At 38.0% G+C, this 14,844-nt stretch carries 16 protein-coding genes and 1 riboswitch; of the genes, 6 read left to right on the forward strand and 10 right to left on the reverse strand.

Annotated features, from left to right (window positions below; all coding sequences use genetic code 11):
- Positions 1-81: 81 nt before the first annotated feature.
- A riboswitch (TPP riboswitch) is annotated at positions 82-173 on the reverse strand.
- Positions 174-266: 93 nt separating this feature from the next.
- The 7 genes from arfB to M0G43_RS01335 are packed head-to-tail and all read right to left on the reverse strand — an operon-like array spanning position 267 to position 5,089.
- Positions 267-671, reverse strand: a complete 405-nt coding sequence (gene arfB, locus M0G43_RS01305; protein ID WP_248022730.1) for an alternative ribosome rescue aminoacyl-tRNA hydrolase ArfB — start codon at positions 669-671, stop codon at positions 267-269.
- Positions 671-2,236 (reverse strand): DUF4301 family protein, encoded by a 1,566-nt coding sequence (locus M0G43_RS01310; protein WP_248022733.1) that lies wholly within the window; start codon positions 2,234-2,236, stop codon positions 671-673. Before M0G43_RS01310 ends, arfB begins: the two co-directional genes overlap by 1 nt.
- Entirely contained in the window at positions 2,233-2,784 is a 552-nt protein-coding gene (locus M0G43_RS01315) for an AAA family ATPase (RefSeq protein WP_248022735.1), read from the reverse strand. The genes M0G43_RS01310 and M0G43_RS01315 overlap by 4 nt, the downstream gene beginning before the upstream one ends.
- Complete coding sequence (gene pnuC, locus M0G43_RS01320; protein ID WP_248022745.1) at positions 2,757-3,377, reverse strand: nicotinamide riboside transporter PnuC; 621 nt, start codon at positions 3,375-3,377, stop codon at positions 2,757-2,759. The genes M0G43_RS01315 and pnuC overlap by 28 nt, the downstream gene beginning before the upstream one ends.
- Positions 3,361-3,621, reverse strand: coding sequence for a thiamine-binding protein (locus M0G43_RS01325; RefSeq protein WP_248022747.1), 261 nt, complete (start codon positions 3,619-3,621; stop codon positions 3,361-3,363). Before M0G43_RS01325 ends, pnuC begins: the two co-directional genes overlap by 17 nt.
- An 18-nt stretch (positions 3,622-3,639) precedes the next feature.
- On the reverse strand, positions 3,640-4,419 hold the full coding sequence (locus tag M0G43_RS01330; protein WP_248022752.1) for a geranylgeranylglyceryl/heptaprenylglyceryl phosphate synthase: 780 nt from the start codon (positions 4,417-4,419) through the stop codon (positions 3,640-3,642).
- A gap of 46 nt (positions 4,420-4,465) precedes the next feature.
- Positions 4,466-5,089, reverse strand: coding sequence for a 4'-phosphopantetheinyl transferase family protein (locus M0G43_RS01335; protein WP_248022756.1), 624 nt, complete (start codon positions 5,087-5,089; stop codon positions 4,466-4,468).
- A gap of 68 nt (positions 5,090-5,157) precedes the next feature.
- Between M0G43_RS01335 and ahcY the strand changes: the two genes are divergently transcribed.
- Complete coding sequence (ahcY, locus tag M0G43_RS01340; protein WP_248022759.1) at positions 5,158-6,474, forward strand: adenosylhomocysteinase; 1,317 nt, start codon at positions 5,158-5,160, stop codon at positions 6,472-6,474.
- A gap of 105 nt (positions 6,475-6,579) precedes the next feature.
- On the forward strand, positions 6,580-7,050 hold the full coding sequence (locus M0G43_RS01345) for a very short patch repair endonuclease (RefSeq protein ID WP_262917129.1): 471 nt from the start codon (positions 6,580-6,582) through the stop codon (positions 7,048-7,050).
- A gap of 41 nt (positions 7,051-7,091) precedes the next feature.
- Here the strand turns inward: M0G43_RS01345 and M0G43_RS01350 are convergent, their stop codons facing one another.
- Positions 7,092-9,194, reverse strand: a complete 2,103-nt coding sequence (locus M0G43_RS01350) for a S46 family peptidase (RefSeq protein WP_248022761.1) — start codon at positions 9,192-9,194, stop codon at positions 7,092-7,094.
- Between the two features lie 85 nt (positions 9,195-9,279).
- Between M0G43_RS01350 and M0G43_RS01355 the strand changes: the two genes are divergently transcribed.
- The 4 genes from M0G43_RS01355 (at position 9,280) to M0G43_RS01370 (ending at position 12,446) form a co-directional block, all read left to right on the forward strand.
- Complete coding sequence (locus M0G43_RS01355) at positions 9,280-10,422, forward strand: methionine aminotransferase (RefSeq protein WP_248022762.1); 1,143 nt, start codon at positions 9,280-9,282, stop codon at positions 10,420-10,422.
- Between the two features lie 209 nt (positions 10,423-10,631).
- Positions 10,632-11,069, forward strand: coding sequence for a hypothetical protein (locus M0G43_RS01360; RefSeq protein WP_248022764.1), 438 nt, complete (start codon positions 10,632-10,634; stop codon positions 11,067-11,069).
- Positions 11,070-11,151: 82 nt separating this feature from the next.
- Positions 11,152-11,664, forward strand: coding sequence for a hypothetical protein (locus tag M0G43_RS01365; RefSeq protein ID WP_248022765.1), 513 nt, complete (start codon positions 11,152-11,154; stop codon positions 11,662-11,664).
- Positions 11,665-11,666: 2 nt separating this feature from the next.
- Entirely contained in the window at positions 11,667-12,446 is a 780-nt protein-coding gene (locus M0G43_RS01370) for an amidohydrolase (protein WP_248022768.1), read from the forward strand.
- Here the strand turns inward: M0G43_RS01370 and M0G43_RS01375 are convergent.
- Positions 12,406-14,037, reverse strand: coding sequence for an Ig-like domain-containing protein (locus M0G43_RS01375; protein ID WP_248022769.1), 1,632 nt, complete (start codon positions 14,035-14,037; stop codon positions 12,406-12,408). The genes M0G43_RS01370 and M0G43_RS01375 overlap by 41 nt on opposite strands.
- A 56-nt stretch (positions 14,038-14,093) precedes the next feature.
- Complete coding sequence (locus tag M0G43_RS01380) at positions 14,094-14,843, reverse strand: ComF family protein (RefSeq protein ID WP_317231404.1); 750 nt, start codon at positions 14,841-14,843, stop codon at positions 14,094-14,096.
- Position 14,844: the final 1 nt, after the last annotated feature.

The raw sequence follows: 14,844 nt of genomic DNA on the forward strand, positions 1-14,844 counted from the left end.
ATAAATTTAATCGAATAAAAAGAGGTCATTATTCTTTGTTAATAAATGATTTATGTACTGAATTAAAGACTACGCATGGCTTCGTCCTTAATTCACAATCCCTAAACAGCATTACCTGTTCTAGGTTCATTGGGTATGATCTCAGCCGATATTAGGCACCCCTTTTTTGAGAACGCTGCAAAGGTAATTAATGATGAAGAATTAATTAGGAATAATTGATGATTTTTTTGTGATGCCACTGCCAACTACCACTGCACACTGGACACTTACTCTATTTCAGGTGGTTTGCGATTGGCTTTCTTTTCGGAAGTTTGGCGTTTTGCCTTGAGTCGTTTTTTGACGACGGCTTTTGGGACTTTGGTGGCCTTGCGTTCTTTGGGAACAACGAGTCCTTCTTCGAGCAACTCAAAAAAACGCTTGATGACGAGCTCCTTGTTTTTATGTTGGCTGCGGCTTTCATCGCATTGCATCAGTAAGAGGTTGTCTTTAGTAAGTCGATGGCTGATGTTGGTTTTGAGACGCTCTTTTTCCTCGTCCGAAAGTCCGTTGGATGCTTCAAGATTGAAGGTCAACTCCACCTTTGAAGAGACTTTATTGACCTTCTGCCCACCTGCACCAGAACTTCTGACGGCCTTGAACTGCAACTCGTTATTCAGTACCTCAACATCCATCAACGTTTGATTTGATGTGTGGTTTTTAGTAAATCGGTGACGGTCTTGACAGGGTTGAAGGTAATCAATGGCACCTCAACGAAGATGCTGTTCCAGTTGGCCATACTGCCATTCCACAGTCCAGGGAGTTCCAACGCCTTTAGGTCCTTCCCTACCTTTGTTTTCATCGTAATAAACGAAGTTTTAGGGTCAGAGTATTTCTTAAGGTTGAACTTCTCTCCTTTATAATTCCGAACGCTGCACACCAAATCCACCGGATTGAAATGCGTAGCATTTTTCAGAATCTCTTTTTGACTCTTGCTTTTTTTATCAATCTGTGCCGACTCAACAATTTGCAGGGAAATGTTTCCGCTTTCCTCCTTAATCCAAAACGGACCACCACCAGGCTCACCTTCGTTCTTTACCATTCCGCAGACACGAATAGGGCGGTTCAGTTTTTCCTGAAGGTATTCAATTTGATATTTCTTTGAATACTTTTCAAACTCGTGGCTGACTTTTACATTCAAACGTTGCACGAGGAATTCGGCAATCTCGAGGATTTTTTCATCGGTGATGTTTGCTTCGTCAAGCGACCTTAAATGGTTGAAGCTTTGTTCTTGCAACTCTAGCAACATTCCTCCCAACACTTTTTTATACGTTGCCACATCCTGCTCATAATTAAACACTACGACGTTGTCTATATTTTTGATGAAGATGATATCTGCATCAAGGTCGTTGAGGTTTTCCAACAAGGCGCCGTGACCAGACGGACGGAAGACCAAGCGACCATCCTCACCTCTGAATGGTTCGTCTTTTGGAGTTACTGCAATGGTATCGGTAGATTCCTTTTGAAATGAAAAGCTGATATCGAAACGTGTTTTTGTTTTACGCTCTACGATGTCTTCAATTCGTTTAAATTCATCATCAAAAATGTCCTGATATTTTTCGGAAATGGTGAAATGTAGCTTTGCTTCACCATTGCTTGATGCATAGAATGACGATTCAAACAAATGCTCTTCAAACGCCGTTGCAATGTGGCTTTTATATTTGTGAAATGGCAACAATCCCTTCGGATAGAAGCCGTAATTCAGTTTGTCCTGGTCGAGCATCGTCTTTACAAAGATGTAACGTTGCTTGTCGATGGTCATCGCTGCATACTCTGGATAGTGTTTTTCGATTTCTTTCAGCACCAACTCATAAAACGGCAACTTTTCAAGCCCAACAAAGAAAAGTGACAAATCTAAATCCTTGTTCTTATTAATGAAGGAGTTGATTGTTTCTTCATCTGGGTTATAATCATCTGCAAAACCAAACAAGGTTTTGAACATACGCGTGGCTGCACCAGAAGCTGGCACAAATTTTATCATCGAAATGGCATCGCGTTTGGTGTCATAATGATTGATGAAATGCTGCTTCTTCTCGTCGGATAGCTTTTTAATGCCATTGATGTCATCATCAATCGTTGCCGCGGCTTTGAGGTTGATAGGCGGAAGCCCTGTTTTGAAAAGTTCGATTTGCTTCTGGACTTTCTTAACAGTCAATCCTTTTTGCTCTATCTGTTGTATATCTTCTTCTGTAAATTTCACTGTTTCTTTATTAAATCGTTTACAAAACCTATTGCTTTCTCCAGTCGTTCATCATCATTGCCACTAATGACTTGATAGGGTTTGTTATACCTTTTGAGCGTGTTCTCAAAGATATTGAATTGTTCGTGACGGCCTTCGGGCTTATCGCGAATGTTGTCTGCCACCCAAGGCAAATCGACATTTGTCAGTAAATATAAATCACAAGTTTTACGCTGCGCAAAATCTTCGAGTTGCGGTGGACAATATCCGTCGTAATACATTTCGGAATATACTTTGGTTTCAAGCAAATCGGTATCGCAAAAGAGAATTTTATTAGCTTTTGTGATAAGTTCTGTTTCCAATTTGAGTTGGCCATTGGCGATTTCCACGACATCGTCTTGCGTGAGTTCTTTTCCGCATAGCAATTGCATTTCGGCATAGATGCGCGAGTACTCTGGAACGAAAACCGTGTTGTACTGCTGCGCCAGTTGTTGCGCCAGCATCGATTTTCCGGTGGATTCAGGACCAAAAAGGACAATTTTCAGGATGTCTGTATGCTTTTTTTCCATTCAATGTAGCCTAGGATTGCCAAAATAGTAAAAAATAAATACTGAAGCGACAAAATGCCCAATCCTCTGTAAGCATAGAGTGGAATGGTGATGAGGTCGGCGACAATCCACAGCGTCCAGTTCTCGATTTTTTTGTTGGCCATATACCACATCGCCGTAAAGAACAAACCTGATGTGAAGATGTCGATGTAATTGGCTATTTCAATCGTGTCGTTGTAAATTCGGTAGACGATGTATGTGAAAAGCATTGTCACTAAAAACATTCCGACACCGATGAGTTTCTCTTTGAAGTTTGTTCTTGAAATAGGCACAACAGTTTCTCCGTCTTTCTTTCTGGACCAATTCCACCAACCATAAATACTCATAATCGAGAAGTAAAAATTCAAAATCATATCGCCCAAATAGCCTGCGATGTAGAGCAAATAGACCGTAATGACCGTTGCAATCAAACCTGTTGGATACACTAAAATGTTCTCTTTTTTTGCAAACCAAACGCTCATTATTCCGAAGATGAAAGCGATGGCCTCGAGAACGATTAGGTACGTTGGTGTGGAGCGATACGGCTCAAGGAAAAACTCAAAAATGTGGTTCATAATCGTGTCGGTCCGATTTGACGATTTTCATATAGAGCAATCCACGTTCGATAAGTTCAAATGCTTCCTTTATTTCCACGGTTAAGATTCTCATGACGTCATCATAGTCGCCATACACTTGTGTACTCAAAGGATTTTCCATAACCTTCAAGCCAGACAGACGCAGTTTTTTTATGAAGTGAATGATGCTAGGTTCGTAGTCATCGTGTAAAGGTGTTAAGGTTAATTCTACGGATATTTTCATATGATTAGATTTGAGATTCTAGATGTTTGATTTTACATAGTATGTTTTTGTAGGAGCTGATTTATCGGTCTTTTGCAGTTCAAGGAAAAAATCTTCATTCTCTTCAAAAGCTGTACCGATGACCACCATATCTGCTCCTGAATCATAAGCATTTTCCAATTGCTTTTTGGTTTTGATGCCTCCTCCGACAATCAACGGAATTGAAATATTTGCTTTTACCTGCGAGACAATCTCTGACGACACCGAATGTAAGGCACCACTTCCCGCTTCAAGATAGATGAGTTTCATTCCCAATAACTCGCCTGCTTTTGCTGTGTCAATGATTTGTTGAACATCTGTTCGCGGCATCGGTTTTGTGTTGGTGACTGTCTGCACAGACGTTTCCTTACCGTTCTCTATCAGAATGTAACCTGTTGGGATGACTTCTAGGTTCGTGTGCTTCAACTTTGAAACCGCTTCGACGTGTTTTCCTATCAAATACTCTGGATTTCGTCCAGAAATCAAGGATAAAAACAACAACACATCTGCTTTATCTGTGATTTGGGTGACATCGCCTGGGAATAGAAAAATTGGCAACGAAGTATGTTTCTTGATTTCGGAAACCAAAAGGCCTGTATCGTGCTCATCAACCGTACTTCCTCCCACGAAAATGTGCGTGGCAATGGTGTCATTGACTTTTGAGAGGAAATTTGAAGCGTTTTCTAACTTCATCTTTTCTGGGTCAATCAATATGGCCAGAAGTCGTTTTCCTATTGAAACTGAATTTATAATATCTTGATGAAATTCTTTTTGAGCCACGAATTCACGAATGTTTTTCTTATAATTGATGCCTTACTTTTCAAACTTAACAAACATACGCACAAGTAAATCCTTCAAATTCCAAAAAGTGCGTGTTGTATCTGTATTTCTTTTCCTCATAATCAATCCAAGCAACCGTTTCACCATCTTCCAACATAAATGGAATTACGAAAAAATGCTCTCTGAACAGCATTCCAGGCGTGGCGAATAGTTTATATAGCGATTCTTTGATGCCCCAAATGACAGTCAGTTTTTTGATGTAATCGTCTGCTTCCTTGTCTAAATAATCAAATTCATAATCTACAAACTTATGCGCGATGATTTTGATTTTCTCACGTTGTTTTTCAATATCAATCCCAACTTCCTCCTCACTTACAATAATTGCAGAAAACGTAAACGAATGTGTGATGGAGATGTGCTTTCCGTCTCTTAAATGTGGTTTTCCATTGTCATCATAATACAAATCTTTGTCCTCATAACCGAATTCCGCAAGCAAATGCCTCACACTTAAAAAGCCACGTTGGTGCAATTCACTTTTCATACCCAAAACCCGTTGCATACACACATCGCGCAGGTCGATTGGTTTCATCAACTCTTCATAAGACTCTGTAATCTTCCAAATTTTAACAGTCGTATAGGAATTTGGCGTAAGGGTTTTGTATAATGGCATTTAGATTTGTCGAAGTTATTGATTATCTTTGCACTCGCTTAATGAAATAAGATAACAAATATACAATTATGGAAACAAAAACAATGCCTTACGTACCTTACAAAGTCAAAGATATGTCGCTTGCGGCCTGGGGAAGAAAAGAGATAGAATTAGCTGAAGCCGAAATGCCAGGTTTGATGAGCCTTCGTGAAGAATATGGAGATTCACAACCTTTGAAAGGTGCTCGTATTGCTGGATGTTTGCATATGACCATCCAAACTGCGGTATTGATTGAAACCTTGAAAGCTCTTGGTGCTGAAGTGACTTGGAGTTCTTGCAATATTTTCTCTACACAAGACCAAGCTGCTGCTGCCATTGCTGCTGCTGGAATTCCAGTGTATGCTTGGAAAGGAATGAATGAGGAAGAATTTGACTGGTGTATCGAGCAGACCTTGTTTTTTGGTGAAGACAGAAAGCCTTTGAATATGATTTTGGATGATGGTGGCGATTTAACAAATATGGTATTTGATAAATATCCTGAATTGATGGCTGGCATCAACGGCTTGTCTGAAGAAACCACAACTGGTGTTCACAGACTTTATGAGCGTATGAAAAAAGGCACTCTATCAATGCCTGCAATCAATGTGAATGATTCTGTTACCAAATCTAAATTTGACAATAAATATGGCTGTAAAGAAAGTGCTGTAGATGCTGTACGTCGTGCAACTGATGTAATGTTGGCCGGAAAACGTGTGGTAGTTTGTGGTTATGGTGATGTTGGTAAAGGTACTGCAGCTTCTTTCAAAGGCGCTGGAAGTATTGTGACTGTTACTGAAATTGACCCAATCTGTGCACTGCAAGCTGCGATGGATGGTTATGAAGTAAAACGTTTAGAAACTGTGGTTAGCAATGCTGATATTGTAATTACTACTACAGGTAACAAAGACATCGTTCAAGGGAAGCATTTTGAAATGATGAAAGATAAAACCATCGTTTGTAACATTGGTCACTTCGACAATGAAATCGAAATGTCTTGGTTGAACAAAAACCACGGAAACACGAAGGTTGAAATCAAACCACAGGTTGATAAATATACTGTAAACGGAAAAGACATTATCATTTTGGCTGAAGGTCGTTTGGTGAATTTAGGATGTGCTACGGGTCACCCAAGTTTTGTGATGAGTAACTCGTTTACCAACCAAACGTTGGCACAAATTGAATTGTGGACCAACAGAGATGCTTACGAAAACAAAGTGTATATGCTGCCAAAGCATTTGGATGAAAAAGTTGCAAAATTGCACTTGGAAAAAATCGGTGTTGAATTGACAGAGCTTCGTGAGGAGCAAGCAGAATACATTGGTGTTCCTGTTGAAGGTCCATATAAACCGGAATATTACAGATACTAAATAGAGCGCTTCGCTTTTAGATATAAGACCCTTGCAGAGATGTGAGGGTTTTTTATTTATAGATTAAACCATAACCTTACAAATTATGCTTAACTTTAGTTTGCAATGGTTTATGATGAAGAAAACATAATCGTCCCAAGATTCAGCGAAGAATCAGGTTTCTACACCACAAAGAAACGATCAAAGATTATGAGCAAAATTCGTGGGAAGAACACCAAACCCGAAATGCTTTTCAGAAAAGCACTTTGGCGTAAGCATGTGCGCTATCGTGTGGACAGCAAAAAACTTCCCGGTCGACCTGATGTTTCCATTGAAAAATACAAATTGGCCATTTTTATTGATGGTGAATTTTGGCACGGCTACAATTGGGATGAACGAAAAGACCTCATTAAAAGCAATCGTAAGTTTTGGATTCCGAAGATAGAGCGCAATATGCAGCGCGATAGGCAAGTCAATAGACAATTAGCAGAAATGGGTTATACCGTATTTCGATTTTGGGACCACGAAATCAAACGGGATTTGGACAAATGCATCAATGATGTTTTGGTGTTTATCGCCATTGGACAAAACGACTGATTCAAACCTGACAGGTTTTGAAAACCTGTCAGGTTCTATTGCTACTTTTTCTTTTTGTTCTTCTTTGGATGTACCAATTTCATTTCGTCTATCAAATGTTTGACACCAGCATATTTATCGACAATGAACAACACATAGCGTAAATCGACCATAATGTTTCTGCAGATTTCAGGGCTGTAATACATATCACTCATTGTACCTTCCCAAACACGGTCAAAATTCAAACCTATCAGATTTCCATTGGCATCAATCGCTGGACTTCCAGAATTTCCTCCTGTCGTATGATTAGTTCCGATGAAACACACAGGCAATTTTCCATTGGCATCTGCATACTGACCATAGTCTTTTTTAGCATATAAATCCATCAGCTTTTCCGGTAAATCAAACTCATAATCACCTGGAATGTATTTTTCAATCACACCATCCAAATAGGTCACAGGCTCATAGTACACCGCATCTCTTGGTTCATACCCTTTTACCTTTCCGTAGGTAACACGGAGCGTACTATTAGCATCAGGAAAATAACGTTGTTTCGGCAATACTTCCATCAACGCTTTCATATACTGCTTTTCGAGTGCATTGATTTGGTCATTCAGAGCTTGAAATTTGGGGTCCAATTCGGTATAAAACTCAACGATTAATGGCTTTGCATAGCTGTAAGCAGCGTCCTTGTTCAATTTTTCCAATACTTCAGATGAATAGCCTTCCAAAACTTTTTTAGCACTTTCCAAAGATGTGAAAGCCGTTTTGTCATAAATCGACGCATCTACATTTTCGGTGTACAAAGGCATCACGCCTTCAAACACACCTTTGTCAACCTCTGCATTGAAATCCTTAAAACTACCTTCCAATCGTGCAAGCATTGAAGCTCTTGCCTTGTCAAACGCCTCTTCGCCATTGGCTGCAGCAGCTTCCATTTGTGACAAACGGAACATCAACTGCATCAATTCATTGGTTCTAACAAATACCTCAACAAATTGGCCTCTTTTCACCCGAACATCTTCAATTTCTTTGTAAAGTCGTTCCAATTCTGGCAGAATAGTTCCGTATTTACTTTCCAACCCTTTTACCTTCAACTGTTGCGTAAAATCAGCTTCCATTTTGCGTTTGATGGCAAGGGCGCCACTCTTTTCTATTCCTTGATTTTCACCAATCCATTTTTTCCAAGCATTGGCAATACGCGCTTGTTTTGATGCGTATTGAATACGAATTTGGTCATCGGTTTTCATATAAGCATCAATCACTTTTAAGGCAGCACCTCTTATCGCAATATTGGCAGGATTGACTTTCTTCACAGTTTGCTCAACGGCGATGGCAGGCAAATATTCATCAGTAGTTCCTGGGAACCCGAAAACCATTGTAAAATCATCTTCACTGATGCCATCTAACGAGACAGGCAAGAAATGTTTTGGTGTAAATGGCACATTGTCTTTTGAGTATTTTGCAGGTCGATTGTTTTTATCAGCATAAATCCTGAACAATGAAAAATCGCCTGTATGACGTGGCCAAACCCAATTATCAGTATCGCTACCAAACTTTCCAATGCTGCTTGGAGGCGCACCAACCAAACGAATGTCTTCATAACGTTCGGTTACGAACAAGAAATATTGGTTGCCTTTATAAAACGCCTTGATTCTGGTATCTTGCCAAGCTTCCTTTTTTGCCGCCCTTTCCACGGCGTTGCTATTGGTCCCTATTTTGGATTGCTGTTCTCTATCGGTCATATCATCCGTTATGCCTTCCAATACTTGCTTTGTGACATCTTCAATCCTTACGATAAACTCAACATACAAGCCTTCATTCGGCAATTCTTCATCGAGATTCATCGCCCAAAACCCATCTTTCAAATAGTCATTTTCCAAAGACGAATGCGATTGTATTTGACTGAATCCGCAGTGATGATTGGTCAATATCAAGCCTTTTGCAGAAATGACTTCGCTCGTACAACCTCCGTTAAAATGACCAATGGCATCTTTCAAACTGGAATTGTTGACATCATAAATATCCTTTGCGGTAAGTTTGCTACCCAAACTTTGCATTTCGCTTTCGTTCATACCTTGCAGCAATGACGGAATCCACATACCTCCTTGTTGGGCAGACATTTGAAGTGTGATAAAAAGAACTATAATTTTAATGAATCTCATAACTTTTGATTTTGTAAAAATCAAAGATAAAAAAGCCACCCATTAAATTATATTTTTTCATTATTTTATAGTTCATTTAACAGATATGACACACACTTCAAAACTGCCCAATGTCGGCACCACGATTTTTACGGTGATGAGCGCCTTTGCCAATGAACATAATGCCATTAATCTATCTCAAGGTTTTCCGAATTTTGAAAGTGACCAGAGATTGATTGATTTGGTGAACAATGCGATGAATTCCGGCTACAATCAGTATGCGCCAATGGCGGGAAGTATGGAATTGCGCGTCGCCATTGCCAATAAATTTGAAAAGCTTTACAACACATCCTACAATCCTGATACGGAAATTACGGTCACTGCTGGTGCCACTCAAGCGATTTTCACCATAATTTCTGCGTTCGTGAAGCCAAATGACGAAATAATAATTTTTAGACCAGCTTATGATTGTTATGAACCTGCGATTGAGCTCAATGGCGGCAAGACTATTTCCGTTCAACTGAAAGCACCAGATTACAAAGTCAATTGGGACGACGTAAAACAACTCATCAATCCAAAAACCAAAATGGTCATCATTAATACACCACAAAATCCAAGTGGTACTGTATTTTCAAGAGAGGATATGTTGAAACTGCAAGAATTGTTGAAAGGCACAGACGTTATTCTTTTGAGTGATGAAGTGTATGAACACATTATTTTTGATGGTGAGAAACACCAAAGTGCTTGTCTTTTTCCAGATTTGAAATCGAGAAGTTTTGTAGTCGCTTCTTTCGGAAAAACATTTCATAATACTGGATGGAAAATGGGTTATTGCTGTGCGCCAAAAGAATTAATGATTGAGTTCCAAAAAGTGCATCAATTTAATGTGTTTTGTGTAAATCATCCCACGCAAAAAGCGCTGGCAGATTATCTCCAAGAACCCAATCACTATTTGGAATTATCTGAATTTTATCAACAGAAGCGCGATTTATTTTTAAGTTTAATTGAAAACTCCAGATTCAACATCACAGCTTCAAAAGGCACCTATTTTCAAGTGCTGAATTATTCAGGAATAACTGATGAAACAGATATTGATTTTGCCAAGCGATTGACGATAGAATATAAACTTGCATCAATTCCAATGTCTGTTTTTAATGAAAATCAACAAGACTTTAAAGTTTTGAGATTTTGTTTTGCCAAAACTGATGAGACACTTAAAAAAGCTGCTGATATTTTGAACCGAATTTGATTGAAAGACTTATTTTTGAATCCTCAAAACTATGTTAAATTAAGCCTAAACAAGTGACTTTTTCTTATTTTATGGGTTCAATAAGTAAACAAAACTAATAAATTATGAGACTCTGGATTTTATTCATCTTTTTAGGATTAGGATTAATGGTAAACGCACAAGAAGTGGAACACGAAGGTGTTAAGTATGTGATCAAAGGTGAAACCATTTTGAAAGACGGAAAGGATGTAACTTCAACATTATCAGAAGAAAAAAGAAAAGAAATTCGAGCTATTTTTGACAAAACAAAAGCAGCCACCCTAGAAGCCGAAGCCAAAGCAAAATTAGCCGCTCAAGAACAAAAAGAAGCTGAAAAGGCTGCTGCAAAACTCGAGAAAGAGCAAAAAGAAGCTCAAAGAGCAATTAAAAAAGCTGTAAAAGCCCAAAAACAAGCCGAAAAAGAACAAAAAAGAGCTGAAAAGGCATTGAAGAAAAAAGAAAAAGCACAAGAAGCCTTTGAAAAAGTCACTAAAAAGTTGGAGCAAAACCAAGAAAAATACGAGAAATTAAAGCGTAAAGGTAAGCTCTCTCCAAATGATGAGGAAAAATGGCTCAACAAGCTTGATAAACTCCAAACCTCATTAGATAAAGCGAAGAAAAAACTTTAAATCGCTTATTTACAATCATATTTATAATTCATCATAGAATCGGTCAAACACTGATCAATCTGTAATGCTTAAAACTTTAATCATGAAATACACATTTATATTAGCATTTTCTTTTTTATTTTTATCCTGCGGAAGTTCTGAACAAGTCATATATGATGGCAAAGTTTATGAAATTAAAGGTGACGAAATTTATTATGGAAGTGATAAAATAACCGAAACCTTAAGCGACGAACAAAAATCAAATATTCGTCAAACGCTCAATGCTCGATTGGCTTTAGAGCAAGAAGTCAAGGCTCAAAAGGAAGCTTTAGAAACAGAACAAAGAGCACAGGAAAAAGCGTTGAAACAAGCGGAGGAAGCTTTGAAAAAAGCTGAAAAAGAGCAAAAGTCCCTTGAAAAAGCAGCCAAAAGGAAAGAAAAATTACGTGAAGATTTTATTGGTGCGAGTTCAAAATACAAAAGTCAAAAAGAAAAGTATCAAAAACTTCACGACGCTGGAAAATTATCTCCAAATGGCGAAGAAAAATGGGCAAAACGTTTAGAAAAACTAAAGTCTAAAATGGAGAAAGCCGAACGAGAATTAAAGAAAAGCTAAACATGTCAAACACGCTTCAAGTAGCACTAATTCAACCTATTTTAGTTTGGGAACATCCTGAACAGAATAGGTTGAATTTTACCAAACATATCGAAAACCTACCACATAAAGTTGATTTGGTAGTATTACCTGAAATGTTCACTACAGGCTTTACAATGAATGCCAGGGAAGTCGCGGAAACTATGGATGGTGAAACCGTCAAATGGATGGTGGCGCTTGCCAAAAAACAAAAATTGGCTATCACAGGAAGTGTTGTGATTAAAGAAAATGATAATTTCTACAATCGGTTATTGTTTGTTTATCCTGATGGTACATTTAAAATCTATGACAAACGCCATACGTTTACGTTAGCTGGTGAAGATAAGGTATATACAGCGGGCTCTAAAAAATTGATTTTGGATTACAAAGGATGGAAATTATGCCCTCTTGTTTGTTATGATTTACGTTTCCCTGTTTGGGCTCGAAATGTTGAAGATTATGATGTTTTAATCTACGTTGCCAATTGGCCAAAGGCAAGAATGGCTGCTTGGGATGCACTGCTGCAAGCAAGAGCTATTGAAAATATGTGTTATTGTATAGGAGTGAATCGTGTGGGACTCGACGGTAACAATCACGAATATTCAGGACATTCAGCAGCATATGATGTGCTTGGTAATCGAATTGATACCCTTCCTAAAAGTAAAGAAGCTGTTGAGATAGTTGAGTTGAATAAAGCGGAGATTGAAACCTACCGTTCGAAACTCAATTTTTTATCGGATCGGGATTCGTTTTCTCTAGAATAAATTCCTCTATCAAATCCCAACCTGCTCGTGCATCCAACAAGTTTGGATAATGACTAATTCTTTCCGCTTGTCTCTTTTGCAAATAATTTCCAGAATCCCATTTTTGATTGCCATTTGTGTCAAAAATCACTCTTAAGTAGTAAGTGCCTGGATTGATGTACCTAAAATCAAACAGTAGATCTTCCGTGGCGAATTTTTCATATTTCACAGCACCTTTATCATCTGTCAACTGTACAATCATAGGATAAACCGGATTGACCAATCTCACCCTAACATTCCCATATTGATCGTAAGCTTTTGTCCGAACTGAAAAATTAAGTGTATCATTTACGTTTCCAAAGAAATCAGTGAAAGCTTCAGGTAGTATCTGTATTTTATAATCTTCTGCCTCTTTCTTCGGAAATTTCAAACTAAAATTATTGCTCAAAGAATCGTAAGATATGGTAAAGTCGACATTCACAGAATCTTTATTCATAATGCTAATACGCTTTTCATCAATATTTACAAAGGGAATATTACCTGAAACCATAAAATCATCTTCAAAACTAGGGTTCTTTGACTGTACTTGGCTAATTACGAGCGAATCTTTTTCCAAATCCCTGAATCGATGCTTTAAAGTATCTATATATGTTTTATTTCTGACCACGAATAGCGTTGAATCTAGCTCAAGTTTTGGTTTGTACCAATAGTAGAGTGTATCAGTCGTTTTGTCCTTTGTTATGCGTGTTTCAAAATCTTGAGGAACTGTATCGAGTATCTCGATCTTAATGTCTTTGGCATCACCGGAATACCCAAATTGAATTTTTTGACCTGCACTTTGTTTTGGACGTTCGACATCAAAATCTAATTGCTCTTTAAACAATTTGATATTATATGTTGTATCCGAGGGGATAGTAATAGGTTTCTCATAAAAACCGATTTTGTCTGTTCTTTGTTGAAAGGTGAAATTTCGATTTTCATCTTTTAAAGCCACTAACAAATATTTTCCAGCCTTGATATTATCAATACTGAAGGATGTGACACTATCTAAAGTGTTTGTTACGTATTTAGGTTTTTTCTTGTAAATGATGGAATCTGTAAACGTTGAATCCATTTCATACAACATCACAGAAACAAATTTATCAGCCTCCCTTTTTTCCGAATCCATAATAGAGCCTTTAACCGATAGAGAATCAATGTAACTCCCTGTTGAAAACACATATCTATAATAAGGATATGGATTTTCCTCATTGTTATCGACAATGCTTTGACCAAAATTGAAAGCATAGGTAGTGTTGGCGTCCAAGGTATCATTGATAATTATCTTTATGTATTTGCTGGCAGTGCCCAAAGGAGTGATATCAGGCTCTGGATCCATAGGTGGAGAAATTATCAATTGCTTCTGCAAATCCTTGATTTTGATATATTCATCAAAATAGATTCGGATTTCCTTTGCATCAAAGTTGGTAGAAAAGTTTTCTGGTGTTGATCTAATGATGGTTGGAGGAATTAAATCCTTTTCGCCTCCACTGGGAGTCCCTCTATTGGCACAGGACACGGCAGCAATGCCCATCAAAATCCAAATAAAAATTTTAAAAAAATTACTGTGCATTCGTATTTTCAAATTTTAAGCAAAGAAACAACTTATTTGGGATTCTAGCGTAAAAATCACTCTGCAATTGCCATAGTAGCTACACTTATCTTAACGCCTTCAATCGCCAAAAGCTGGTTGGCGCAAGCTTCAATTGTGGCACCAGTGGTAATAATATCATCAACCAAAAGAATATGCTTGCCTTTTAGGGTTTCATAGTCTGAAATGGCAAAATCTTCCTGATGAGTTTGAATTCTTCTTAATCGATCCTTGAAAACTTGCGTTGTTGTAGCCTTGGTTTTGATGAGGACTTTTGAATTAAATTCAACTGACAATGCTTTGGCAATTTCTCTTCCAAATTTATCAACTTGATTGTAACCACGCTTTCTTAGTTTGGACTTGTGTAACGGTACTGGAATCACAACATCAATACCCTTATACCCTTCGACTTCAATCAGTTCCTGCCCCAACCATTTGCCAAGTGATTCACCAATTTGTTCAAATCCCTTGTATTTCAAGTTATGTATGAGATGCTGAACAAGCCCCTTCTTACTAAACCACAGTAAACTTGTTGCATATACAAAATTGACTCGTCCATAAAGTCTATTGGCTACCGCATTATTTTGGTCGGAATGAAAATCTGTGACAGGCAATTCATTGCGACAAAATGTACAAATATCCTTCTCATTATCATTCAAATGAGATTCACAAGCAAAGCAGAGAGAAGGGAAAAACAAGTTTAACAAATTTATTACCATTTTATCGATAAAAAAGTAGACAACACAAACATAATATTTATTTTCGCTCCTGTTAATTAAATAATCCATA

This window comes from Subsaxibacter sp. CAU 1640 (assembly GCF_023156585.1).
Lineage (GTDB): Bacteria > Bacteroidota > Bacteroidia > Flavobacteriales > Flavobacteriaceae > JBPOFM01.

What these genes read in the sequence shown, in the direction of transcription:
- M0G43_RS01380 (WP_317231404.1), bottom strand. Translation starts at nt 14,843, where the DNA reads ATGGATTATTTAATTAACAGGAGCGAAAATAAATATTATGTTTGTGTT.
- M0G43_RS01355 (WP_248022762.1), top strand. Translation starts at nt 9,280, where the DNA reads ATGACACACACTTCAAAACTGCCCAATGTCGGCACCACGATTTTTACG.
- M0G43_RS01375 (WP_248022769.1), bottom strand. Translation starts at nt 14,037, where the DNA reads ATGCACAGTAATTTTTTTAAAATTTTTATTTGGATTTTGATGGGCATT.
- M0G43_RS01365 (WP_248022765.1), top strand. Translation starts at nt 11,152, where the DNA reads ATGAAATACACATTTATATTAGCATTTTCTTTTTTATTTTTATCCTGC.
- M0G43_RS01370 (WP_248022768.1), top strand. Translation starts at nt 11,667, where the DNA reads ATGTCAAACACGCTTCAAGTAGCACTAATTCAACCTATTTTAGTTTGG.
- M0G43_RS01325 (WP_248022747.1), bottom strand. Translation starts at nt 3,621, where the DNA reads ATGAAAATATCCGTAGAATTAACCTTAACACCTTTACACGATGACTAC.
- M0G43_RS01335 (WP_248022756.1), bottom strand. Translation starts at nt 5,089, where the DNA reads ATGCCATTATACAAAACCCTTACGCCAAATTCCTATACGACTGTTAAA.
- pnuC (WP_248022745.1), bottom strand. Translation starts at nt 3,377, where the DNA reads ATGAACCACATTTTTGAGTTTTTCCTTGAGCCGTATCGCTCCACACCA.
- arfB (WP_248022730.1), bottom strand. Translation starts at nt 671, where the DNA reads ATGGATGTTGAGGTACTGAATAACGAGTTGCAGTTCAAGGCCGTCAGA.
- M0G43_RS01315 (WP_248022735.1), bottom strand. Translation starts at nt 2,784, where the DNA reads ATGGAAAAAAAGCATACAGACATCCTGAAAATTGTCCTTTTTGGTCCT.
- M0G43_RS01350 (WP_248022761.1), bottom strand. Translation starts at nt 9,194, where the DNA reads ATGAGATTCATTAAAATTATAGTTCTTTTTATCACACTTCAAATGTCT.
- ahcY (WP_248022759.1), top strand. Translation starts at nt 5,158, where the DNA reads ATGGAAACAAAAACAATGCCTTACGTACCTTACAAAGTCAAAGATATG.
- M0G43_RS01345 (WP_262917129.1), top strand. Translation starts at nt 6,580, where the DNA reads ATGGTTTATGATGAAGAAAACATAATCGTCCCAAGATTCAGCGAAGAA.